This is a genomic window from Flavobacterium plantiphilum (assembly GCF_046000495.1).
In the GTDB taxonomy this organism is placed as follows: domain Bacteria; phylum Bacteroidota; class Bacteroidia; order Flavobacteriales; family Flavobacteriaceae; genus Flavobacterium; species Flavobacterium plantiphilum.
In genome coordinates this window covers 1-24,596 of the sequence record NZ_JBELQA010000004.1, presented here as the reverse complement: position 1 = coordinate 24,596, position 24,596 = coordinate 1, and the positions used below count along the sequence as shown (strand labels likewise).

The window sequence follows — 24,596 nt, the reverse complement described above, 5'->3', positions numbered from 1 at the left end:
AATCTATTGTATTGTTTAAAACTAATAAACAGACAAAGAACTTCATAGCTAACTATAATTTTTTTACGAAAGCGAATTTAATGTTTTAATGACAAGAATCCCAACTTTTAACACCACTTTAAATTATTTTTTGCACTAAAACCAAAAAAAAGCACCTTGTTCACACAAAGCGCTTTTAAATATAAATTACAAATCATTTTATTCATTTGCTTCTGCAGCAATTAAATTCAACGCTGAACCAGCTACAAACCAGCCTATCTGACTCGCATTGTAAGTGTGGTTAGCCAGAATAACATCTTTAGAACCGTCAGCATGAACAAATTCTACTGATAATGGTTTTCCTGGTGCAAAATCAACTAAATCAATAAAGTTAATTGTATCATCTTCCTGAATTTTATCATAATCATTTTCATCTGCAAATGTCAACCCTAAAAGACCTTGTTTTTTGAGATTAGTTTCATGAATACGGGCAAATGATTTTACTAAAACCGCTTTTACTCCTAAGAAACGCGGTTCCATAGCAGCATGTTCACGTGAAGAACCTTCGCCGTAATTATGATCTCCAATCACAACCGAAGGAATTCCTGCGGCTTTATAGGCACGTGCCACAGCAGGAACAGCATCATACATTCCTGTTATTTGATTTTTAACTGCATTGGTCTTTTGATTAAATGCATTTACGGCACCAATTAACATATTATTAGAAATATTATCTAAATGCCCACGGAAACGCAACCAGGGTCCAGCCATAGAAATATGATCTGTAGTACATTTTCCAAAAGCTTTAATTAGCAATTTTGCTCCTGAAATATTTTTACCATCCCATGGCTCAAATGGAGCTAATAATTGCAATCTGTCCGAATCAGGATTAACTGCTATCTGAACAGCTGAACCATCTTCGGCCGGAGCCTGAAAACCTGCATCTTCTACATCAAATCCTTTTGAAGGTAATTCTTCCCCAAAAGGTGCGGTCAATTTAACTTCCTGACCATTATCATTTAATAAAGTATCAGTTATGGGATTAAAATCCAGTCTTCCCGAGATTGCTAATGCAGCAACCATCTCCGGCGAAGTTACAAATGCATGTGTATTTGGGTTACCATCTGCTCTTTTTGAGAAATTACGGTTAAACGAATGCACAATAGTGTTTTTTTCTCCTTTATCAGCACCTTCTCTGTCCCATTGCCCAATACATGGTCCGCAAGCATTAGTAAACACCTTAGTGCCTAATTTTTCAAAAGTAGCAATTATACCGTCTCTTTCAATAGTATAACGAATTTGCTCAGAACCCGGATTAATTCCAAACTCAGCTTTTGGAGTAATTCCAAGCTCAACAGCCTGACTTACAATAGATGCAGCTCTGGTCATGTCTTCATAAGAAGAATTAGTACAGGAACCTATTAATCCCCACTCTACTTTTAGTGGCCATCCATTAGCTTCAGCTTCCGCTTTCATTTTAGAAACCGGAGTACCTCTGTCCGGAGTAAAAGGACCATTGATATGAGGCTCTAATTCTGAAAGATTAATTTCAATAACCTGATCAAAATACTTTTCCGGATTAGCATAAACTTCAGCATCTCCCGTCAAATAATCCGCCACTTCATCAGCAGCATCAACAACATCCTGACGGCCTGTAGCAGCTAAATATCTTCTCATGGAATCATCATATCCAAAAGTTGAAGTTGTAGCACCAATTTCAGCCCCCATATTACAAATCGTACCTTTACCGGTACAAGACATATTAGTAGCACCTTCACCAAAATATTCAACAATAGCTCCCGTTCCTCCTTTTACCGTAAGAATATCAGCTACTTTTAAAATAACATCTTTTGGTGCCGTCCATCCGGATAATTTTCCTGTTAGTTTTACACCTATTAATTTTGGAAATTTCAATTCCCATGACATTCCCGACATTACATCCACTGCATCTGCTCCTCCAACACCAATTGCCAGCATACCCAATCCACCTGCATTAACTGTATGAGAATCGGTTCCAATCATCATTCCACCGGGGAAAGCATAATTTTCCAATACAATCTGATGAATAATTCCAGATCCAGGTTTCCAGAAACCAATACCATATTTATTTGAAACTGATGATAAAAAATCAAAAACTTCTTTAGATTGTGAATTGGCTACAGCCAAATCATATTTAGCACCATTTTTTGCTAAGATTAAGTGATCACAATGCACTGTGGTGGGCACAGCAACTGTTTTCTTTCCGGCGTGCATAAATTGCAATAAAGCCATTTGAGCCGTTGCATCCTGACATGCTACACGGTCAGGAGCAAAATCAACATAATCAACCCCTCTTACATAGGCTTCCTTAGCCATACCTTCCCAAAGGTGGCTATACAAAATCTTCTCTGTTAAAGTAAGTGGTCGATCAACTATTTTTCGTGCTGCATCAACACGAGTACTCATGTTGGCATACACTTTTTTTATCATTTCAATATCAAATGCCATAAGATTTATTAATTGTTTTTTTATTATTATTTTTTGACATCACAATATACGAAAAATAGAGTAGCTATAAAAGAAAAGCCTGAGTTTATTACTCAGGCTTTGGATTATGATGAACTACTATTAGTATAAAAATAATTATTTCACTAACTGTTTATGAGAAGGCGCAAATTTAGTCAGGTTGATACCCTTAACTGCTGTTTTATATTCATCTATAGTAGGTGTTCTACCTAAAATAGTAGAAAGAACTACAACAGGAGTTGAAGAAAGTAATGATTCTCCTTTTTTACCCTCAGCATCTTCAACAACTCTTCCCTGGAAAAGGCGAGTAGAAGTTGCCATAACCGTATCTCCTTTTGCTGCTTTTTCCTGATTTCCCATACAAAGATTACAACCCGGACGCTCTAAATACAACATTTTCTCATAAGTTGTACGTGCCGCTATTTTTGGTGCGTTATCATCAAATTCGAAACCTGAATATTTTTGTAAAACCTCCCAGTCTCCTTCAGACTTCAGTTCGTCTACAATATTATAAGTAGGAGGAGCAACTACAAGTGGCGCTTTAAATTCCACTTTACCCTGCTGCTCTTCTATGTTTTTAAGCATCTGAGCAAGGATTTTCATATCTCCTTTATGAACCATACAAGAACCTATAAATCCAAGATCTACTTTTTTATCACCTCCGTAAAAAGACAAAGGTCTAATTGTGTCGTGCGTATATCTTTTAGAAACATCAATATTATTCACATCAGGATCAGCAATCATAGGTTCAGCAATAATATCAAGATCAACCACTACTTCAGCGTAATACTTAGCATTTGCATCCGGAGCCAATGCAGGTTTTTCACCTGATTTTATTTCAGCAATTCTTCTGTCAGCAATAGCAATCAATCCTTTAAGAACCTGATTTTTATTATCCATTCCTTTATCAATCATGATCTGGATTCTGCTTTTAGCTATTTCTAAAGACTCAATCAAAGTTTCATCTTCAGAGATACAGATAGAAGCTTTCGCTTTCATCTCTGCAGTCCAATCCGTAAAAGTAAAGGCCTGATCTGCTGTAAGCGTACCAATATGCACTTCAATAACTCTACCCTGAAACACATTTTCACCTTTAAACTGCTGTAACATCTGAGCCTGAGTAGCATGAACAACATCACGGAAATCCATGTAAGGCGCCATATCACCTTTAAACGTAACCTTAACAGACTGAGGGATCGGCATCGTTGCTTCACCAGTAGCCAATGCTAAAGCAACAGTTCCTGAGTCAGCACCAAAAGCAACACCTTTGGACATTCTTGTATGAGAATCACCACCAATGATGATAGCCCAGTCATCTACCGTAATATCATTAAGCACTTTATGAATTACATCGGTCATTGCATGGTATACTCCTTTAGGGTCACGAGCTGTAATCAAACCAAAATCATTCATGAACTTCATCAATCTTGGAATGTTTGCTTTAGACTTGTTATCCCAAACAGAAGCAGTATGACAACCAGATTGGTAAGCACCATCAACAATTGGCGAAATTACCGTAGCTGCCATAGACTCTAATTCCTGAGAAGTCATCAAACCAGTAGTATCCTGAGACCCTACAATGTTTACTTCTACACGTACATCAGAACCTGCATGTAATACTTTGCCTGGTGTAGTTCCAACAGCATTTTTATTAAATATCTTCTCTACTGCGGTAAGTCCCTGACCTTCATGAGAAATTTCTTTTGAAGGAGCATAAACAGCCGGAACAGGAATATTTAATGTTTTTGCAGCGAATGTTTGTAATTTTTTACCAAAAACGATAGCATAAGAACCACCAGCTTTAATAAATTCTACTTTTTGTGGAGTTAATGAAGATGATATATCAATCAGCTCTTTATCCCCATTATATAATTTTTTTGTTTTTGTATTAATAGTAAGAACCGTTCCTGTAGCTACAGAATACACTTCTTCCAGCACAGGCTCTCCTGATGCATCAACTATAACATTCCCCTGTGCATCTAGTTTTTTAACCCAGTTTTTAAGGTCGATACCAATTCCTCCTGTAACTCCTACAGTAGTAAGGAAAATTGGAGAAATACCATTAGTTCCTGCAATAATTGGTGCAATATTAATAAACGGTACATAAGGACTTGCTTGTCTTCCGGTCCATAATGCCACATTATTTACACCTGACATTCTGGATGATCCTACTCCCATAGTACCTCTTTCGGCAATTAGCATCACGCTTTTATCAGGATGCGCTTCTCTCAGGGATTTAATATCAGCCTGAGCTTCTGGTGAAATCAAACATTTACCATGAAGTTCACGATCTGATCTTGAGTGTGCCTGATTCCCCGGAGAAAGTAAATCAGTCGAAATATCTCCTTCACCTGCAATATAGGTAACTACTTTAATTTCTTCAGCAATTTCAGGTAATTTAGTAAAAAATTCTGCTTTTGCATAGCTTTCTAAAATAGCTGCAGCAATTTCATTTCCTTCTTTATAAGCTTTCTCTAAACGATCTGTATCTGCTTCATAAAGATAAACCTGAGTTTTAAGAACTTCTGCTGCTTCTTTAGCAATTACGGCATCATCACCTAAAGCCAAATCCAGTAATACTTCTATAGAAGGTCCACCTTTCATATGTGATAATAATTCTAAAGCAAATGCCGGAGTAATTTCTGCAACCACAGATTCTCCCAGAATTATTTCTTTCAAAAATTTAGCTTTTACACCAGCAGCACTGGTAGTACCAGGTACAACATTATAAATAAAAAAATGAAGAGAATCCTCTCTATACTCATTATCCAAATCTTTAATTTGTCCAATGATTTCGCTTAGTAATTCAGCGCCATCAATTGGTTTTGGGTTAAGACCCTGTACTTTTCGTTCTTCAATCTCTTGGATATAATCCTTATAAGTATTCATAATAGAAATCTTTTCATTGTTAGAGGTCAATTACTATGAAAATTTCAATGTAAAAGCCATAATACCTAGGTTTTTTTTTATTTGTGGCGCAAATTTAGTTATTTATGATGAGATTTAAAAAAATTTTAACCTCCCTCTTCAGACCCTTACAGACATTATTAAAAAATACGCATTCTATTAGATTTAAAATAAGAAAAAAAACGAATTTCAACTCATTTTATAAACAATCAATAATACAGAAACTATTTTCTAACAAACTTAAAACATGTTGTTATATCGAAAAGCATTTTAGAGACTAGAAAACACCGCAAAATCAGCACTAAACGAGCTTAGCAATAATCATTTCTTCGGTAATTCCTTCGGCATCCGCCTTGTAATTTTTAATGATCCGATGTCTTAAAACTGAAGTCGCCACAGCCACTACATCTTCTATATCCGGAGAGAATTTTCCATTAAAAGCTGCATGCGCTTTAGCCGCTAAAATTAGATTTTGTGAAGCTCTGGGTCCGGCACCCCAATCCAAATAATTTTTAACGAAGTCGGTTGCTAAATTACCGTCAGGACGTGTTTTACTCACCAGACTCACCGCATATTCCACTACATTATCTGCCACAGGAATCCTGCGTATTAAATGTTGAAAATCGATGATTTCCTGAGCTGTAAATAAAGGAGTTATTTTCTGATTCACATCTGAAGTAGTTCTCTTAACAACCTGAACTTCTTCTTCAAAAGAAGGATACTCCAGCTTAACTGCAAACATAAACCGATCCAGCTGCGCTTCAGGCAAAGGATAGGTACCTTCCTGCTCAATAGGATTTTGAGTCGCTAAAACAAAATAAGGCAAATCCAGTTTATGGTTCACCCCCGCTATTGTAACCGATCGCTCCTGCATAGCTTCCAGTAAAGCGGCCTGAGTTTTAGGCGGTGTTCTGTTAATTTCGTCTGCTAAAATAATATTTGAAAAAACAGGTCCTTTTATAAATTTAAACTGTCTGTTTTCATCTAAAATTTCACTTCCTAAAATATCCGAAGGCATTAAATCAGGCGTAAACTGAATTCTTTTAAAATTTAGTCCCAATGCTTCCGAAAGCGTATTAACCATTAATGTTTTTGCTAAACCGGGAACCCCAATTAAAAGCGCATGTCCTCCTGAAAAAATACACAACAGCAACTGATCGATTACCGCTTCCTGACCTACAATGATTTTTGCTATTTCACTTTTTAACTCAGTCCGTTTCTGAACTAAATTCTGTATTGCCGTTACATCAGACATTTTAAAACTATTTTAAATTAAAAAAGAGTCAACTCTATAAATTTATAAAGCTAACTCTTTTTATATGTTTTGACCAAATTATTTTTTCAACCAGTTATTTGTAAAATCGCAATCTCTGTATTCACCAACAATCTTAATGTATGTTTCTTTAATCTTCTCATCAAACCACTTTGCAATGGCTTTGATTTGTTTTTCTTTAAGAGCCAGATCCTTAATTTTCACATAATCCTGTGCATAATCAGCAGTATGCTCATTAATCCTGTTTGTCACCGTAATAATTTTATACTGTTTTTTCCCCGATGGTGTTTCATCTAAAATAGGCATTGAAATCTCATTGTCTTTTAAATTAGAAACCTGGGAATATAATGTAGGATCCATTTTAGTCAATTCAAAGCGTGCATCCTGTGTATTTGGATTAATTAAAACTCCGCCATTCGCTCTGGTTTCTTTTTGATCAGAAGTACTTCTTGCAGCATCTGCAAAAGAAATTTCTTTATCTACGATACGCTTTCTAATTAGAGTAATTTTTTCTTTTGCTTCATCCAGAGATTCTTTAGTAACTGTTGGAGTCAATAAAATATGACGCAGCTCCAGCTCCTGACCTTTAATTTTCTCTAAATAAATAATATGAAAACCATATTCTGTTTCAAAAGGCTCCGAAATTTCACCTTCATCTAAACTAAAAGCAACATCTTTAAACTCTTTTACAAAAGGTGTTTTTCGGGTCATTTTATAAAAACCTCCACTTGATCTTGATCCAGGATCCTGAGAATACAATACTGCCTTAGTAGCAAAGCTTGATCCTTCCTGAATATCTTTTTTAAAACCATTTAACCGGTCTATTACTTTTTGTTTTTCTGCCTGTGTAATTTTAGGCTCTATCACAATTTGTGCTACCTCCATTTCAGCACCAAAAAGCGGTAACTCATCCTTAGGTATTCTTTTGAAAAAATTACGCACTTCTTCCGGTGTGATTTCAACTCCGTCAACTATCTTTTTCTGCATTTCAGAAGTGAGTTTATTTTCTTTTAAAATATCAAAAAAATAACTTCTGAACTCTTCTTCAGAATCTTTCTTATAATACTTTATTACCTTATCCATTGAACCAATTTGCTGGATCATATAACTCAAACGTTCGTCCATCATTGCCTTTACTTCGGCATCCGTAACCTTAACACTATCCTGAATAGCCTGATGTGCATATAATTTATCCTCCAGCAATTTCCCTAACATCTGACACCTTGTAATGTCTTTTACAGAACCTCCCTGACTTGAAATCTCCAGATAAGCTTTATCAATATCTGAATCTAAAACTATATAATCCCCCACTGTAGCAATTACACCATCTATTTTTTGCCTTTGACCCGTTGTTTTCATCTTTTTCTCTGAAACAACAGCACTGTCTTTTATTATTTCCTGTGCATTTACTGCGGTATTTAAAAACAGAACGCAAAAAAACAGAAGGGCATTTTTAATATGTATGGATTTCATTCTAAAGGATTTTACAAGCATTTGCTTTTAGGTAATTTATATTTTTTAATTGTTTTCCTATGTGATTTTCAAAGAATAAAAATCAGCCGGTAAGATAACAACTTAAAAAGACATTTGTTATAATTTATTTTAATAAAAACGAACAAAAATAACAATTCAATTACATTAAACAAGTTTACACCTGACTATTAACAAAAAATTATATTCAAAAAAAAAGACGAGAAAAAACTTTTAGAAAAAACTTTCTTTTCTAAAATCGGAATAAGAATTAAGAAAACTGTCATTTAAAAAGAAAAGATATCTATCAAGGGGGAAGTTATTTATTTTTAAATCGAATTTATAAATAGTACTTTTGCAAACTATTTATATTTACTATGAGCTTTTTAACAGAAATACAACGTAGAAGAACCTTTGGAATTATCTCGCATCCTGATGCAGGAAAGACAACACTTACTGAAAAACTCCTTCTTTTTGGAGGTGCAATTCAGGAAGCAGGAGCTGTAAAAAACAATAAAATTAAAAAAGGAGCTACAAGTGATTTTATGGAAATTGAACGTCAGAGAGGAATCTCTGTATCAACTTCTGTTTTAGCATTCAACTACAAAGACAAAAAGATAAACATTCTGGATACTCCCGGACATAAGGATTTTGCCGAAGATACTTTTAGAACTTTGACTGCTGTCGACAGTGTAATCGTGGTTATTGACGTTGCAAAAGGAGTTGAGGAACAAACTGAAAAATTAGTTGCGGTTTGCCGAATGCGTAAAATCCCCATTATTGTTTTCATTAACAAATTGGATCGTGAAGGTCATGACGCTTTTGACCTGATGGATGAAGTAGAACAAAAATTAGGTCTTACTGTCACTCCATTGAGCTTCCCTATCGGAATGGGTTATGATTTTCAGGGAATTTACAATCTTTGGGAACAAAACATCAACTTATTTAGTGGAGACAGTCGAAAAAATATTGAAGAAACTATTGCTTTCGAAGATGTTCAAAATCCGGAATTAGAAAAAATTATTGGTCAAAAACCAGCTGAAAGATTACGTGAAGAACTGGAATTAATTGATGAAGTCTATCCTAAATTCAACCAACAAGACTATCTGGACGGGAAATTACAACCTGTATTTTTTGGTTCTGCTTTAAATAATTTTGGTGTCAGAGAATTATTGGATTGTTTTGTTGCTATTGCTCCTTCGCCAAGACCTAAAGAATCAGAAACCCGTTTGGTTGATCCAAAAGAAGAAAAATTATCCGGTTTTGTATTTAAAATCCATGCTAATATGGATCCAAAACACCGTGACCGTTTAGCCTTTATCAAAATTGTTTCGGGGACTTTTGAAAGAAACAAACCTTATTATCATGTTCGTCAGAAGAAAAATTTAAAATTCTCGAGTCCAAATGCCTTTTTTGCAGAGAAAAAAGAGATTGTTGACATTTCTTATCCGGGCGATATTGTAGGATTGCACGATACTGGAAATTTCAAAATTGGTGACACTTTAACTGAGGGAGAAATTATGAATTTTAAAGGAATTCCGAGTTTCTCTCCGGAACATTTCAGATACATAAATAATGCCGACCCAATGAAAGCCAAACAACTGGACAAAGGCGTTGACCAATTAATGGATGAAGGTGTAGCACAGTTATTTACTTTAGAAATGAATAACCGAAAAGTAATTGGTACTGTAGGAGCGCTTCAATATGAAGTAATTCAATACCGTTTGGAACATGAATATGGCGCAAAATGTACCTACGAAAATTTCCCGGTTCACAAAGCGTGTTGGGTAAAACCGGATGATGCTAAAAATGAGGAATTCAAAGAATTTAAACGTATCAAACAAAAATTTCTTGCTAAGGATAAATACGATCAATTGGTATTCTTGGCTGATTCAGACTTTACCATACAGATGACACAAAATAAATACCCAAGTGTTAAATTGTTTTTCACTTCTGAATTAGATTAAAAACAATCACTTAAACGCATAAAAAAACGTCTCACTTATTGAATGAGACGTTTTTTTTATGATTTTTATCTTTCTATTTAAGATAATGAATTTTCGTAATTCACTACTTTTTTCAAAAAAGCTTTAATTAACAAACGATTAGGAGCTATTCCCGAAGTGATAATTAATTTCTTAGCACTTGTACCTTCTGAAGACATTATAGAATTAGGATCTTGTTTTGTTCCCATAAACCATAAAGCAAATTCCATGTTAGAAGTAGCTCTGGAGCTTTCAGCTTTCACATTAGCTGATACTTCTTTTTCATTAAATCCTACCGATTGATTTTGACTGAATCCGGAAAAAGAAAACATAAAAAACAGCACAAATACAAATATTGATAACATCAGTTGAGAATTTGTATTATTTGTTTTAGAGTTATTCATGGCTTTGTTTCTTCAGTTATTATTTTATTATGAAACAAATCTATTGCAATACAAAAGCAGTAAAAAACATTTCCGACAAACTACCCTAATACTCGATTAGTTACTGAAAAAACAGCAATTACATCTTGTAAAAAACAAAAAAGGCTTTCATTTTCCTGAAAGCCTTTGTGTTTATGCTTGTCCCGCAGGACCAAAATTAAGCGGAATAGGAGTCTGCTCTGTATCTTTGATTTCGCCATGAGCCACTTCAAAACGATGAATATTTTCGCCTATAGCTTTTAACAATCTCTTAGCATGCTGCGGAGTCAGAACAATTCTGGACTTTACTTTAGCTTTAGGAACTCCCGGCATAATGCTCACAAAGTCTAAAACAAACTCTGAAGCCGAGTGATTGATTATAGCCAGATTAGAATAAATTCCTTCGGCAGTTTTTTCATCTAATTCAATATTGATTTGCTCTTGTTGTTCTTTCATATCAGATCTTTTTTAAAACTAAAAAGTTAAAAGTAAAAAAAATAGAAAGACTACACGAGGTAATCTTTCTATTTTTAATTCAAAGTATATAATTTATTAATAAATATATTCTTCTTTATTTGCCATCATATCGTTGTAATCTTCTTTAGAACCTACAATAGCGTTATCGTATTCTCTCATACCTGTACCAGCAGGGATTCTGTGTCCTACAATAACATTTTCTTTCAATCCTTCTAAAAGATCTACTTTTCCGGCAACAGCAGCTTCGTTTAATACTTTTGTTGTTTCCTGGAAAGAAGCAGCAGAAATGAATGATTTTGTTTGAAGCGATGCTCTCGTAATACCTTGTAATATAGGAGTTGCAGTTGCAGTAACTACATCACGGGCAACAACAAGGTTTTTATCAGAACGTTTCAACAATGAATTCTCATCTCTTAATTGACGCGGAGTAACAATCTGACCTTCTTTTAAGTTAGAAGAATCTCCTGCATCTTCAACTACTTTCATACCATATAATTTATCATTTTCAACGATGAAATCTTTAGTATGAATCAATTGATCCTCTAAGAATAAAGTATCACCAGGATCCTGAACTCTTACTTTACGCATCATTTGACGAATAACTACCTCAAAGTGCTTGTCGTTAATTTTTACCCCTTGTAAACGGTAAACTTCCTGAATTTCATTAACAAGATACTGTTGAACAGCAGCCGGCCCCTGAATTCTCAAGATATCATCCGGAGTAATAGCTCCGTCAGACAAAGGAACACCTGCTCTTACAAAGTCATTTTCCTGAACAAGAATCTGACTTGATAATTTTACAAGGTATTTCTTAATTTCACCAAATTTGGATTCGATGATAATCTCGCGGTTACCACGTTTAATTTTACCAAAAGAAACAACACCGTCAATTTCAGAAACTACCGCTGGATTTGAAGGATTACGAGCCTCTAAAAGCTCCGTAATTCTTGGTAAACCTCCAGTGATATCTCCTGATTTAGAAGAACGACGAGGGATTTTAACCAATACTTTACCTGCTTTAATTTTCTCTCCATTCTCAACCATCAGGTGAGCTCCAACTGGTAAGTTGTAAGAACGAATCAATTCACCATCTTTACCGTAAACTAATAAAGTAGGAATTAATTTTTTGTTTCTCGCCTCAGAAATTACTTTTTCCTGGAATCCGGTTTGCTCATCAATTTCAACCATGAACGATTGTCCTTGCTCTAAATCTTCGTAAGCAATTTTACCCGTAAACTCAGAAACAATAACTCCATTATATGGATCCCATTTACAGATTACATCTCCTTTTGCAATAGACTGGCCATCTTTTACAAAAATACTGGATCCGTAAGGAATATTATGTGTATTTAAAACAATGCCTGTTTTTTCATCCACTAATTTCAATTCTGTAGAACGTGATACAACGATATCCACTTCGTTTCCTTCATTGTCTTCACCTTTTACAGTTTTTAAGTCTTCAACCTCTAGTTTCCCCGGAAATTTAGCAATAATACTGGATTCTTCAGAGATACCTCCTGCAACCCCTCCAACGTGGAATGTACGAAGTGTCAACTGTGTACCTGGCTCTCCAATAGACTGTGCAGCAATTACACCTACAGCTTCACCCCTTTGAGTCATTTTTCCGGTTGCTAAGTTACGTCCGTAACATTTAGCACAAATACCTTTTAACGCCTCACAAGTTAATGGAGAACGAACTTCGATACTCTCTAATGGAGAAGCATCGATAGCCTTAACAATTGCCTCAGTGATTTGTTGTCCTGAAGTAACTAACACTTCATTAGTTAAAGGATTAATTACGTCTTGCAATGCAACACGTCCTAAGATTCTTTCTCCTAATGATTCAACAATTTCTTCATTTTTCTTCAATGCTGAAACTTCAACACCTCTTAAAGTACCACAATCTTCGATGTTCACAATAACGTCTTGAGAAACGTCATGTAATCTACGTGTCAGGTAACCAGCATCGGCTGTTTTAAGAGCCGTATCCGCAAGACCTTTACGAGCACCGTGAGTAGAAATAAAGTACTCAAGGATAGAAAGACCTTCCTTAAAGTTAGAAAGAATCGGGTTTTCGATAATCTCACCACCACCGGCAGTAGATTTTTTAGGCTTAGCCATCAAACCACGCATACCAGTTAACTGACGAATTTGCTCTTTAGATCCACGAGCTCCGGAATCAAGCATCATATACACCGAGTTAAAACCTTGTTGGTCTTCTCTAATGTTTTTCATTGCTAATTCTGTCAATTGGGCATTAGCAGAAGTCCATACGTCAATAACCTGGTTGTAACGTTCGTTATTGGTAATAAGACCCATGTTATAGTTAGCAGAAATTCCTTCTACCTGCTCTCTTGCATCAGCAATCAGTTGAGTTTTTTGTTCCGGAATTCTAATATCACCTAATGAGAATGATAATCCTCCTCGGAAGGCGAATTTATACCCCATATCTTTCATGTTATCCAAGAAGGCAGCCGTTTCAGGTACACTTGTTGAATTCAATACGTGACCGATAATATCTCTAAGGTTTTTCTTAGTCAATACTTCATTAATATATCCAGCTGCTGGTGGAACTACTTCATTAAACAATACACGTCCTGCAGTTGTCTGGATAATTTTATATACTAATTCTCCTTCATCATTAAAATCTTTTGCTCTGATTTTCACACGGGCATTCAATTCTAATCGTCCTTCATTTAATGCAATATTTACTTCCTCAGCAGAATAAAAAGTAAGTCCCTCTCCTAGAATTTTCTTTTCCGGAGTAGACAAACGCTCTTTGGTCATATAATAAAGACCCAAAACCATGTCCTGAGAAGGTACTGTAATAGGAGCACCGTTAGCAGGGTTAAGGATGTTGTGAGAAGCTAACATTAATAATTGAGCTTCAAGGATTGCTTCTGGTCCTAATGGCAAGTGAACTGCCATCTGATCCCCGTCAAAATCCGCGTTGAAAGCCGTACATACTAATGGATGTAATTGAATTGCTTTTCCTTCAATTAATTTTGGTTGGAAAGCCTGAATACCCAATCGGTGCAAAGTAGGAGCACGGTTCAGTAATACTGGATGTCCTTTAATTACATTTTCAAGAATATCCCAAACTACAGGTTCTTTTTTATCTATAATTTTCTTAGCAGATTTAACTGTTTTTACAATTCCTCTTTCAATCAATTTACGTATAACGAAAGGTTTGTATAATTCAGCTGCCATATCTTTTGGCAATCCACATTCGAATAATTTCAATTCAGGTCCAACAACAATTACCGAACGAGCAGAATAATCCACACGTTTTCCAAGTAAGTTTTGACGGAAACGTCCTTGCTTACCTTTTAAGGAATCTGATAATGATTTTAATGGTCTGTTAGATTCTGTTTTAACAGCAGAAGCTTTACGTGTGTTATCAAATAATGAATCTACAGATTCCTGTAACATACGTTTTTCGTTTCTTAAGATAACTTCTGGAGCTTTAATCTCCATTAATCTTTTCAAACGGTTGTTACGGATGATTACACGACGGTATAAGTCATTTAAATCTGAAGTTGCAAAACGACCTCCATCAAGTGGCACAAGCGGACGTAATTCCGGTGGAATAACAGGAACCACTTTCATAATCATCCATTCCGGACGATTTTCGCGGTTTAAGTTAGACTCACGGAAAGATTCCACAACTTGTAATCTTTTTAAAGCTTCCGTTTTACGTTGTTTAGACGTTTCGTTGTTAGCGCTGTGTCTTAATTCATAAGATAAAGCATCTAAGTCAATACGAGCTAATAAATCCATAATACACTCTGCTCCCATTTTGGCAACAAATTTATTAGGATCCATGTCATCTAAATATTGATTTTCTTGCGGAAGAGTATCTAAAATATTTAAGTATTCTTCTTCAGTTAAGAAATCTAGTCTTTGTAAAGATTCTCCATCTGCGTTTTTAGCAATACCAGCCTGGATTACTACGTATCTTTCGTAGTAAATAATCATATCTAATTTCTTAGACGGAAGACCAAGGATATAACCAATTTTATTAGGAAGAGAACGGAAATACCAAATGTGAGCGATAGGCACAACAAGGTTGATGTGTCCTACTCTGTCACGACGTACTTTTTTCTCCGTAACTTCAACACCACAACGGTCACAGATAATACCTTTGTAACGAATTCTTTTATATTTACCACAAGCACACTCAAAATCTTTTACTGGTCCGAAGATTCTTTCGCAGAAAAGACCATCACGCTCTGGTTTGTGCGTTCTGTAGTTGATAGTTTCCGGCTTCAAAACCTCACCTCTTGATTCTTTCAAGATAGATTCCGGAGAAGCTAATCCTATCGAAATTTTGTCAAACCTTTTTACCTGGTTTTTCTCTTTATTATTTCTGTTATTCATCATAGTTTTTACTATTGATTTATTTGCAATTAAAAAATTGATTCTCGTTTTAGTCTAAAGTCAAATGTCATAAAGTTTCTAAAGTCATAAAAGACTTTGGACTTTCGGCTTTCAAACTTTCGACTTAAACACTACCTCGAATTACTTCTCTAAACTTCAAACGACTATTTGAAGTGCTAGTTATAAAAACCTTTTGGTTTAAATAAAAAATCGGAACGGTTTACGGGTATAAATCCTGAAAACTAAAAAAAGTGTTCAGTGTTTGATTGACTATTAACTGCAACCAAACACTGTTCACTGAATACTATTATTATTCTTCTAATCTAATGTCTAATCCAAGACCTTTCAATTCATGCATCAATACATTGAATGATTCCGGCAATCCTGGTTCTGGCATAGTTTCTCCTTTTACGATAGCTTCGTAAGTTTTAGCTCTACCAATTACGTCATCAGACTTCACAGTTAAGATTTCACGTAGTGTACTTGAAGCTCCATAAGCCTCAAGTGCCCAAACCTCCATCTCTCCAAAACGCTGACCTCCAAATTGAGCTTTACCTCCAAGTGGTTGTTGTGTAATCAACGAGTATGGACCAATAGAACGTGCGTGCATCTTATCATCAACCATGTGTCCTAATTTCAACATGTAGATAACCCCTACTGTTGCAGGTTGGTGGAAACGCTCTCCTGTTCCTCCGTCATACAGATAGGTATGACCAAATCTTGGAATTCCAGCCTCGTCAGTCAGTGCATTTATTTGGTCAAGAGAAGCACCGTCAAAAATTGGAGTAGCATATTTTCTGCCTAATTTTTGTCCAGCCCATCCAAGAACCGTTTCATAAATCTGACCAATGTTCATACGTGAAGGTACCCCAAGTGGATTCAATACAATATCAACTGGTGTTCCGTCTTCTAAGAAAGGCATATCTTCATGACGAACAATACGGGCAACGATACCTTTGTTACCGTGACGTCCTGCCATTTTATCCCCTACTTTCAACTTACGTTTCTTAGCGATATAAACTTTAGCTAATTTCAAAATTCCTGATGGTAATTCATCTCCAACAGTAATGGTGAATTTCTCTCTTCTTAATGCTCCTTGTAAATCGTTCAGCTTAATTTTATAGTTATGAATTAAATCATTCACCATTTTATTAGTTGCATCATCAGCTACCCATTGACCTTTGCTTAAGTGAGCAAAATCTTCAACAGCGTAAAGCATTTTTTGAGTGTATTTTTTACCTTTTGGTAAAACTTCTTCACCCAAATCGTTCATTACACCCTGTGATGTTTTTCCGTTTACGATTAAGAAAAGTTTCTCAATTAATCTATCTTTTAATTCTGTAAATTTAACTTCGAACTCCATTTCCAATGCTCCTAAAGCATCTTTATCCTGAGTACGTTTGCGTTTATCTTTTACAGCTCTTGCAAATAATTTTTTGTCTAAAACTACACCATGAAGAGATGGAGAAGCTTTTAATGAAGCATCTTTTACATCACCAGCTTTATCCCCGAAGATAGCTCTTAATAATTTCTCTTCCGGAGTTGGATCAGATTCCCCTTTTGGCGTGATTTTACCAATAAGAATATCACCAGGTTTTACCTCGGCACCAATTCTAATCATACCGTTTTCATCCAAGTCTTTAGTAGCCTCTTCAGAAACGTTAGGAATATCATTCGTTAACTCTTCGTTACCTAATTTTGTATCACGTACTTCTAATGAATAATCATCAACGTGGATTGAGGTAAAGATATCATCACGAACTACTTTTTCAGAAATTACAATCGCATCCTCGAAGTTGTACCCTTTCCATGGCATGAACGCTACTTTCAGGTTTCTACCTAAAGCAAGTTCACCATTTTCAGTAGCATATCCTTCTGATAATACCTGACCAGGAATCACTCTGTCCCCTTTTCTTACGATAGGTTTCAGGTTAATACTTGTTCCTTGGTTGGTTTTTCTGAATTTAATTAAATTATAGGTTTTCTCATCAGCATCAAAACTTACCATTCTTTCTTCCTCAGAACGATCGTATTTGATAGTAATAATATTAGCATCAACATATTCTACAGTACCATGCCCTTCAGCATTAATCAATACTCTGGAATCAGAAGCTACCTGACGCTCTAAACCAGTTCCAACAATTGGAGCTTCAGGACGAATTAATGGTACGGCCTGACGCATCATGTTAGATCCCATCAACGCACGGTTCGCATCATCATGCTCCAAGAAAGGAATCAAAGATGCAGAAATCGAAGCAATTTGGTTAGGAGCAACGTCTGTATAATCTACTTTCGATGGGTCAACAACAGGGAAATCACCTTCTTCACGTGCAATTACGTTTTCAGCTGTAATTTTTCCTGAGTCTTCCATTTCGATGTTTGCCTGAGCAATCAACATTCCTTCTTCTTCTTCAGCACTTAAGTAAGTTGCTTCAGAAACTAAATCAACTACACCATTCGTTACTTTACGGTAAGGTGTTTCAATGAATCCCATTCCGTTTACTTTAGCATAAACTCCAAGAGATGAAATCAAACCAATGTTTGGTCCCTCAGGAGTTTCAATAGGACATAAACGTCCGTAGTGTGTATAGTGAACGTCACGAACCTCAAATCCGGCTCTTTCTCTCGAAAGTCCACCTGGTCCAAGTGCAGATAATCTTCTTTTGTGTGTGATCTCAGCTAATGGATTCGTTTGATCCATAAATTGAGACAACTGGTTCGTTCCAAAGAAAGAGTTGATAACTGATGATAACGTTTTAGCATTAATCAAATCAATTGGTGTAAACACCTCGTTATCTCTAACGTTCATTCTCTCACGAATAGTTCTGGCCATACGTGCTAAACCAACACCGAATTGTTGAGACAATTGTTCACCAACTGTTCTCACACGACGGTTTGATAAGTGGTCAATATCATCAATATCCGCCTTAGCGTTTATCAACTCAATTAAATACTTCACAATAGTTATGATATCTTCTTTGGTAAGCACTTGCTTTTCCATTGGGATATCCAACTGTAATTTTTTATTCATTCTGTAACGACCTACTTCACCTAAGTTGTAACGTTGGTCAGAGAAGAATAATTTATCTATAATACCACGAGCAGTTTCTTCATCAGGCGGTTCTGCATTACGCAATTGTCTGTAGATATGCTCAACAGCTTCTTTTTCAGAGTTTGTTGGGTCTTTTTGTAACGTATTATGAATGATAGCGTAATCAGCCTGATTAGCATCTTCTTTATGTAACAAAATAGATTTAACGTTAGAATCAATGATTTCTTCCACATTATCTTTGTCGATAATAGTATCTCTATCAAGGATAATTTCGTTACGTTCGATAGAAACTACCTCTCCAGTATCTTCATCTACGAAATCTTCATGCCATGTATTCAATACACGGGCAGCTAATTTTCTACCGATATATTTTTTAAGTCCTGTTTTAGAAACTTTAATTTCTTCAGCAAGGTCAAAGATTTCAAGGATATCCTTATCTCTTTCAAAGCCAATAGCACGGAATAAAGTTGTTACAGGTAATTTTTTCTTTCTATCGATATAAGCGTACATTACGCTATTGATATCTGTAGAAAATTCGATCCAGGAACCTTTAAAAGGAATTACTCTGGCAGAATATAATTTGGTTCCATTTGCGTGGAATGATTGTCCGAAGAAAACACCTGGAGATCGGTGAAGCTGAGAAACAACAACACGTTCAGCACCGTTAATAACAAAAGTACCACTTGGAGTCATGTAAGGAATTGTACCAAGATATACATCCTGAACAATAGTTTCAAAATCTTCGTGTTCCGGGTCTGTACAATATAGTTTCAACCTTGCTTTTAAAGGTACACTATGCGTTAAACCTCTTTCTATACATTCTTGAATTGTATAACGTGGCGGGTCAACAAAGTAATCCAGGAATTCCAACACAAAGTTATTTCTTGTATCTGTGATTGGAAAGTTTTCCATGAAGGTGTTGTATAACCCTTCGTTGCCTCTTTCATCAGATTTAGTTTCTAATTGAAAAAAATCTTGAAAAGATTTCACCTGAACATCCAGAAAATCCGGATACTGAGGTATATTTTTTGTAGAGGCAAAATTCAATCTTTCAGTCTGATTTGTTATCATCAATGGACAAAATTTTGATTAAAAAAAAGTAGTTTTTGTGTAAAAACACATTGTTTAATGGATACTTTCTTTTTAGAATCAATACATCTTTAAAAACAAACCGATAAATTTCGGAGCTATTTTTTTTCTTCGTACTGATCAAAAACTTTTTCGTATTTTAAACTATTAATATTATAATAAAATTGATCTATTTTATTATACGAAAAATGGTTTAGGCATTAAGTGATTAACTTAATACCTAAACCTAGTTCTTAAAACTGTTTAAACTTATTTAAGCTCAACTACAGCTCCAGCTTCTTCTAATGATTTTTTAAGACCTTCAGCCTCTTCTTTAGAAACACCTTCTTTTACGTTAGATGGAGCACCGTCAACTACGTCTTTAGCTTCTTTAAGACCTAATCCAGTTAATTCTTTTACTAATTTTACAACAGCTAATTTAGAAGCACCAGCCTCTTTTAATACAACTGTAAATTCAGTTTGAGCTTCTTCAGCAGCATCTCCTGCACCACCTCCTGAAACTACTACAGCTGCAGCAGCTGGTTCGATTCCGTACTCATCTTTTAATATTGTTGCTAATTCGTTAACTTCTTTTACAGTTAAGTTAACTAATTGTTCTGCGAATTGTTTCAAATCTGCCATTTTTTCTATCTTTTAAAATGATTTGTGAAATTATAATTTATTTATTGTGCGCAATTTAAAATAAAACAGAGCTTATACTCTGATTTATTATGCTTCTGTTTCTGCTTCTTCTCCAGCAAATTTGTTTTGAAGAGCAGAAATAATTCTTTGAGCTGGTGACTGAAGTAATCCGATGATTTCTCCAATAAGTTCTTCTTTAGATTTAATAGTTGCTAATGCCTCTAATTGATCATCACCAATATAAATCTCAGAATTTACATAAGCTCCTTTTAAAATAGGTTTTGCTGCTTTTTTTCTAAAGTCTTTAATAACTTTTCCAGGCGCATTAGCAACATCTGAAATAAGAATAGCGCTGTTACCAGTCAATACTGAAGGTAAATCACCATAATCATTATCAGAAGCTTCCATAGCTTTAGCAAGCAAAGTATTTTTTACAACCTCCAATTTAATTCCGGCTTTAAAACAAGCTCTTCTTAAGTTTGAAGTTGTTTCTGCATCAAGTCCAGAAATATCAGATACATAAATAATATTTGTACCAGCTAACTGTGCAGTTAAATTTTCAATCGCGATTGATTTTTCTTCTCTAGTCATACTAAAAATTTTTAACTACCAATTATACTGCTTTTGGGTCTAATGCAATAGCAGGACTCATTGTGCTTGTAAGGTGAATACCTTTAATATAGGTACCTTTAGCAGCAGTTGGCTTAAGTTTGATTAATGTTTGAATAATTTCGTGTGCATTGTCATAAATTTGCTCCGCTCCAAAAGAAACTTTACCAATTCCTGCATGTACAATACCAGTTTTATCAACTTTAAAGTCAATTTTACCAGCTTTTACCTCTGTAACAGCTTTTGCAACATCCATAGTTACAGTACCTGTCTTAGGGTTAGGCATTAAACCTCTAGGTCCTAAAATACGACCTAATGGACCTAATTTACCCATAACAGCAGGCATAGTGATGATTACATCAACATCTGTCCAACCGTCTTTAATTTTTTGTAAGTACTCGTCTAACCCCACGTAATCAGCTCCAGCTTCTTTAGCTTCAGCTTCTTTGTCCGGAGTAACTAATGCTAATACTTTTACATCTTTACCAGTTCCATGAGGCAATGTTACTACACCTCTCACCATTTGATTCGCTTTTCTTGGATCTACACCCAAACGAACTGCGATATCAACAGACTCATCAAATTTTGCAGAAGCAACAACTTTAATTAATGCAGCAGCATCTTTTAAAGAGTATAATTTGTTCTTTTCAATTTTTGAAGCAGCCTCTTTTTGCTTTTTTGTCAATTTTGCCATGTCTTTCTCTTAATTAAAAAGGAGCGTCTCCTGATACAGTTATACCCATAGATCTAGCTGTTCCAGCAACCATACTCATCGCTTTTTCAATTGTAAAAGCATTTAAGTCCGGCATTTTGTCTTCAGCAATAGTTCTAATTTGTTCCCAAGTAACACTAGCTACTTTTTTACGATTAGGCTCACCTGAACCAGATTTTAGCTTTGCAGCTTCCAATAACTGAACTGCTGCAGGAGGAGTCTTAACAACAAAATCAAATGATTTGTCTTTATACACAGTAATTTGTACTGGGCATATTTTGCCAGGTTTATCTTGTGTTCTAGCATTGAACTGCTTACAGAACTCCATGATATTAACCCCAGCAGCTCCTAAAGCAGGTCCAACCGGTGGCGACGGATTCGCAGCACCTCCCTTAACTTGTAGTTTAACTACCTTACTAATTTCTTTAGCCATTTTTTAAAAAATTTAACACAACAATTTACGGAAGCAATTGAAGTGATTATTATAGTGTAACAAAAATTATACTTTTTCTACTTGCATAAAACTTAGCTCTAATGGGGTTTTTCTACCGAAAATCTTAACCATAACTTCAAGTTTACGCTTTTCATCATTTATTTTTTCAACCGTACCGTTAAAACCATTAAAAGGTCCATCAATAACCTTAATAGTTTCACCTAAATTAAATGGTATTGCCTTTGTATCTGTATTAACAGCTAACTCATCAACCTTACCTAGCATTCTGTTTACTTCAGAAAGACGTAGTGGCACCGGCTCTCCCCCTTTTGTTTCCCCCAAAAAACCTATTACACTGGTAACTGATTTTATAATATGAGGAATTTCACCAACTAAATTTGCTTCTATCATAACATAGCCAGGAAAATATACTTTCTCCTTAACTAATTTCTTACCATCTTTTACTGATACTACTTTCTCAGTAGGAACAAGAACCTGAGACACATAATCAGCCATCCCTAATCTGGAGATTTCTGTTTCAATATATGCCTTTACTTTATTTTCCTGTCCACTTACTGCACGAACAACATACCATTTCTTAACATTATTATCTGCCATAATAAAACTTAAGCTTTTATCCAGTTAAAAAATCCAGCTAGTGCTTTTGCAAAAAATTCATCCACTCCCCATGTAGCCAAAGCGAATAGTACTGAAAAAACAGCCACAACAATTGTTAGACTCTGCACCTCAGCCCAAGTAGGCCAAGTTACATTTGACTTCAATTCTTCAAATGCTTCTGATATGTAATTAACAATTTTTGCCATTATGATATATTTTTTTTGCACGGGCGGAGGGATTCGAACCCCCATCAACGGTTTTGGAGACCGCTATTCTACCCTTGAACTACGCCCGTATATATCAGTGCCGTTATTACTAACGGCACTGATTAAATAATTTATTTATAGAATTACTCTACGATTTCAGTTACCTGACCCGCTCCTACAGTTCTACCACCTTCACGGATAGCAAAACGTAAACCTACATTCATAGCGATTGGGCTTAACAACTCAACATTAATAGTTAAGTTATCTCCAGGCATTACCATCTCTACTCCTTCTGGTAAAGTAATAACTCCAGTTACATCAGTTGTACGTACGTAGAACTGTGGACGGTAGTTATTATGAAATGGAGTATGACGTCCACCTTCTTCTTTTTTCAAGATATAAACCTCAGCTTTGAATTTTTTGTGTGGTTTTACTGAACCTGGCTTAATAATAACCATACCTCTTTTAATATCAGCTTTATCAATACCTCTCAACAATAAACCTACGTTATCTCCAGCTTCACCTCTGTCAAGGATTTTACGGAACATCTCAACTCCTGTAATAGTAGAAGTTAATTTTTCAGCTCCCATACCAATGATTTCAACAGGATCTCCAGTATTAGCAACTCCAGTTTCGATACGACCTGTAGCAACAGTACCACGACCTGTAATTGTAAATACGTCCTCAACTGGCATCAAGAATGGTTTAGCTACGTCACGTACTGGCTCTTCGATCCAAGCATCAACAGCTTCCATTAATTCAAGAATTTTAGGAACCCAAGCAGCATCATTATTCAATCCTCCTAAAGCAGAACCTTGAATAACCGGACAGTTATCTCCATCATACTCATAGAAAGATAATAAATCTCTAATTTCCATTTCTACAAGCTCTAACAACTCAGCATCATCAACCATATCCACTTTGTTCATGAAAACAACGATACGTGGAATACCAACCTGACGTCCTAAAAGGATGTGCTCACGAGTTTGTGGCATTGGACCATCTGTAGCAGCAACTACTAAGATAGCACCGTCCATTTGAGCAGCACCAGTAACCATGTTCTTAACGTAATCCGCGTGACCTGGACAGTCAACGTGAGCGTAGTGACGGTTAGCTGTTTCATACTCTACGTGAGATGTATTAATAGTAATACCTCTTTCTTTCTCTTCCGGAGCGTTATCAATTTGATCAAAAGACTTAGCTTGACAGTATCCTGCATCAGATAATACTTTAGTGATTGCAGCAGTCAAAGTAGTCTTTCCGTGATCTACGTGTCCGATAGTACCAATATTTAAGTGTGGTTTCGAACGATTAAAACTTTCTTTTGCCATTTTACTTAATTTTTAATCTTAGTTATATATTAATTTCAATTTCCTACTTACTTGAGCCAATGTCGGGATTTGAACCCGAGACCTCTTCCTTACCAAGGAAGCACTCTACCCCTGAGCTACACCGGCAGAGAGTTCTGATTTTAGATTCTTGAATTCAGATTTCAGATTTAAAAATCCACAACCTACAATCCGAAATCTTAACTTCTTTTTTTGTGGGGAGAGCAGGATTCGAACCTGCGAAGTTCACACAGCAGATTTACAGTCTGCCCTCGTTGGCCGCTTGAGTATCTCCCCTTTTTTTTTATTCAACTTAAATACACTTTAGTTAGTTTTTGAAGCACCTCAAACACACATCAAGTACATTAAATCAAATCTACAATATTTCAACCTTACACCTCAAACCTCTGATTCTGAATTCAAAATTAAAGATTCAAACACCATAAATCTACCGAGCCGATAGAGGGACTCGAACCCACGACCTGCTGATTACAAATCAGCTGCTCTAGCCAGCTGAGCTACATCGGCAT

The 24,596-nt window shown here is 35.7% G+C and carries 16 protein-coding genes and 4 tRNA genes; 1 reads left to right on the top strand and 19 read right to left on the bottom strand.

Annotation, left to right across the window (positions count from 1 at the left end; all coding sequences use genetic code 11):
- Positions 1 to 198: 198 nt before the first annotated feature.
- From ABS764_RS07690 to ABS764_RS07675, 4 genes are all read right to left on the bottom strand, one after another.
- Entirely contained in the window at positions 199 to 2,466 is a 2,268-nt protein-coding gene (locus ABS764_RS07690; protein WP_408081212.1) for an aconitate hydratase, read from the bottom strand.
- Positions 2,467 to 2,601: 135 nt separating this feature from the next.
- Positions 2,602 to 5,373, bottom strand: a complete 2,772-nt coding sequence (locus tag ABS764_RS07685) for a bifunctional aconitate hydratase 2/2-methylisocitrate dehydratase (protein WP_408081211.1) — start codon at positions 5,371 to 5,373, stop codon at positions 2,602 to 2,604.
- 319 nt (positions 5,374 to 5,692) lie between these two features.
- Positions 5,693 to 6,646: an AAA family ATPase gene (locus tag ABS764_RS07680; RefSeq protein WP_408081210.1), complete on the bottom strand. Its 954-nt coding sequence runs from the start codon at positions 6,644 to 6,646 to the stop codon at positions 5,693 to 5,695.
- 78 nt (positions 6,647 to 6,724) lie between these two features.
- Positions 6,725 to 8,158: a peptidylprolyl isomerase gene (locus tag ABS764_RS07675; protein ID WP_408081209.1), complete on the bottom strand. Its 1,434-nt coding sequence runs from the start codon at positions 8,156 to 8,158 to the stop codon at positions 6,725 to 6,727.
- A 353-nt stretch (positions 8,159 to 8,511) separates the two neighbouring features.
- Here ABS764_RS07675 and ABS764_RS07670 point away from each other — a divergent pair, with 353 nt between their 5' ends.
- Entirely contained in the window at positions 8,512 to 10,101 is a 1,590-nt protein-coding gene (locus tag ABS764_RS07670) for a peptide chain release factor 3 (RefSeq protein WP_408081208.1), read from the top strand.
- A 77-nt stretch (positions 10,102 to 10,178) separates the two neighbouring features.
- On the opposite strand, the gene ABS764_RS07665 is transcribed toward ABS764_RS07670, so the two are convergent.
- The 15 genes from ABS764_RS07665 to ABS764_RS07595 all read right to left on the bottom strand — a co-directional run bounded on the left by ABS764_RS07665 (position 10,179) and on the right by ABS764_RS07595 (position 24,594).
- Positions 10,179 to 10,484, bottom strand: coding sequence for a hypothetical protein (locus ABS764_RS07665; RefSeq protein ID WP_408081207.1), 306 nt, complete (start codon positions 10,482 to 10,484; stop codon positions 10,179 to 10,181).
- Between the two features lie 210 nt (positions 10,485 to 10,694).
- A complete protein-coding gene (locus tag ABS764_RS07660; RefSeq protein WP_408081206.1) occupies positions 10,695 to 10,997 on the bottom strand; it encodes a DUF3467 domain-containing protein in 303 nt (100 codons plus the stop codon).
- A gap of 96 nt (positions 10,998 to 11,093) precedes the next feature.
- Positions 11,094 to 15,401 (bottom strand): DNA-directed RNA polymerase subunit beta', encoded by a 4,308-nt coding sequence (gene rpoC / locus ABS764_RS07655; protein WP_408081205.1) that lies wholly within the window; start codon positions 15,399 to 15,401, stop codon positions 11,094 to 11,096.
- Between the two features lie 307 nt (positions 15,402 to 15,708).
- Complete coding sequence (gene rpoB / locus ABS764_RS07650; RefSeq protein ID WP_408081204.1) at positions 15,709 to 19,521, bottom strand: DNA-directed RNA polymerase subunit beta; 3,813 nt, start codon at positions 19,519 to 19,521, stop codon at positions 15,709 to 15,711.
- A gap of 267 nt (positions 19,522 to 19,788) precedes the next feature.
- On the bottom strand, positions 19,789 to 20,160 hold the full coding sequence (gene rplL, locus ABS764_RS07645; RefSeq protein WP_408081203.1) for a 50S ribosomal protein L7/L12: 372 nt from the start codon (positions 20,158 to 20,160) through the stop codon (positions 19,789 to 19,791).
- 87 nt (positions 20,161 to 20,247) lie between these two features.
- Entirely contained in the window at positions 20,248 to 20,751 is a 504-nt protein-coding gene (rplJ, locus tag ABS764_RS07640; RefSeq protein WP_408081202.1) for a 50S ribosomal protein L10, read from the bottom strand.
- A gap of 22 nt (positions 20,752 to 20,773) precedes the next feature.
- Entirely contained in the window at positions 20,774 to 21,463 is a 690-nt protein-coding gene (rplA, locus tag ABS764_RS07635; protein ID WP_408081201.1) for a 50S ribosomal protein L1, read from the bottom strand.
- A 13-nt stretch (positions 21,464 to 21,476) separates the two neighbouring features.
- Positions 21,477 to 21,914 carry a 50S ribosomal protein L11 gene (gene rplK, locus ABS764_RS07630; RefSeq protein ID WP_071185147.1) on the bottom strand — a complete coding sequence of 146 codons (438 nt, stop codon included), beginning with the start codon at positions 21,912 to 21,914 and terminating at the stop codon, positions 21,477 to 21,479.
- A 66-nt stretch (positions 21,915 to 21,980) separates the two neighbouring features.
- Positions 21,981 to 22,532, bottom strand: a complete 552-nt coding sequence (gene nusG / locus ABS764_RS07625) for a transcription termination/antitermination protein NusG (RefSeq protein ID WP_408081200.1) — start codon at positions 22,530 to 22,532, stop codon at positions 21,981 to 21,983.
- Between the two features lie 8 nt (positions 22,533 to 22,540).
- Positions 22,541 to 22,738 carry a preprotein translocase subunit SecE gene (gene secE / locus ABS764_RS07620; protein ID WP_408081199.1) on the bottom strand — a complete coding sequence of 66 codons (198 nt, stop codon included), beginning with the start codon at positions 22,736 to 22,738 and terminating at the stop codon, positions 22,541 to 22,543.
- 18 nt (positions 22,739 to 22,756) lie between these two features.
- A tRNA-Trp gene (locus tag ABS764_RS07615) sits at positions 22,757 to 22,827 on the bottom strand.
- A gap of 54 nt (positions 22,828 to 22,881) precedes the next feature.
- Complete coding sequence (gene tuf / locus ABS764_RS07610; protein ID WP_408081198.1) at positions 22,882 to 24,069, bottom strand: elongation factor Tu; 1,188 nt, start codon at positions 24,067 to 24,069, stop codon at positions 22,882 to 22,884.
- A gap of 54 nt (positions 24,070 to 24,123) precedes the next feature.
- Positions 24,124 to 24,195, bottom strand: a tRNA-Thr gene (locus tag ABS764_RS07605).
- 87 nt (positions 24,196 to 24,282) lie between these two features.
- A tRNA-Tyr gene (locus ABS764_RS07600) sits at positions 24,283 to 24,363 on the bottom strand.
- Between the two features lie 157 nt (positions 24,364 to 24,520).
- A tRNA-Thr gene (locus ABS764_RS07595) sits at positions 24,521 to 24,594 on the bottom strand.
- Between the last annotated feature and the right edge of the window lie 2 nt (positions 24,595 to 24,596).

What these genes read in the sequence shown, in the direction of transcription:
- ABS764_RS07690 (WP_408081212.1), bottom strand. Translation starts at nt 2,466, where the DNA reads ATGGCATTTGATATTGAAATGATAAAAAAAGTGTATGCCAACATGAGT.
- ABS764_RS07685 (WP_408081211.1), bottom strand. Translation starts at nt 5,373, where the DNA reads ATGAATACTTATAAGGATTATATCCAAGAGATTGAAGAACGAAAAGTA.
- ABS764_RS07680 (WP_408081210.1), bottom strand. Translation starts at nt 6,646, where the DNA reads ATGTCTGATGTAACGGCAATACAGAATTTAGTTCAGAAACGGACTGAG.
- ABS764_RS07675 (WP_408081209.1), bottom strand. Translation starts at nt 8,158, where the DNA reads ATGCTTGTAAAATCCTTTAGAATGAAATCCATACATATTAAAAATGCC.
- ABS764_RS07670 (WP_408081208.1), top strand. Translation starts at nt 8,512, where the DNA reads ATGAGCTTTTTAACAGAAATACAACGTAGAAGAACCTTTGGAATTATC.
- ABS764_RS07665 (WP_408081207.1), bottom strand. Translation starts at nt 10,484, where the DNA reads ATGTTATCAATATTTGTATTTGTGCTGTTTTTTATGTTTTCTTTTTCC.
- ABS764_RS07660 (WP_408081206.1), bottom strand. Translation starts at nt 10,997, where the DNA reads ATGAAAGAACAACAAGAGCAAATCAATATTGAATTAGATGAAAAAACT.
- rpoC (WP_408081205.1), bottom strand. Translation starts at nt 15,401, where the DNA reads ATGATGAATAACAGAAATAATAAAGAGAAAAACCAGGTAAAAAGGTTT.
- rpoB (WP_408081204.1), bottom strand. Translation starts at nt 19,521, where the DNA reads ATGATAACAAATCAGACTGAAAGATTGAATTTTGCCTCTACAAAAAAT.
- rplL (WP_408081203.1), bottom strand. Translation starts at nt 20,160, where the DNA reads ATGGCAGATTTGAAACAATTCGCAGAACAATTAGTTAACTTAACTGTA.
- rplJ (WP_408081202.1), bottom strand. Translation starts at nt 20,751, where the DNA reads ATGACTAGAGAAGAAAAATCAATCGCGATTGAAAATTTAACTGCACAG.
- rplA (WP_408081201.1), bottom strand. Translation starts at nt 21,463, where the DNA reads ATGGCAAAATTGACAAAAAAGCAAAAAGAGGCTGCTTCAAAAATTGAA.
- rplK (WP_071185147.1), bottom strand. Translation starts at nt 21,914, where the DNA reads ATGGCTAAAGAAATTAGTAAGGTAGTTAAACTACAAGTTAAGGGAGGT.
- nusG (WP_408081200.1), bottom strand. Translation starts at nt 22,532, where the DNA reads ATGGCAGATAATAATGTTAAGAAATGGTATGTTGTTCGTGCAGTAAGT.
- secE (WP_408081199.1), bottom strand. Translation starts at nt 22,738, where the DNA reads ATGGCAAAAATTGTTAATTACATATCAGAAGCATTTGAAGAATTGAAG.
- tuf (WP_408081198.1), bottom strand. Translation starts at nt 24,069, where the DNA reads ATGGCAAAAGAAAGTTTTAATCGTTCGAAACCACACTTAAATATTGGT.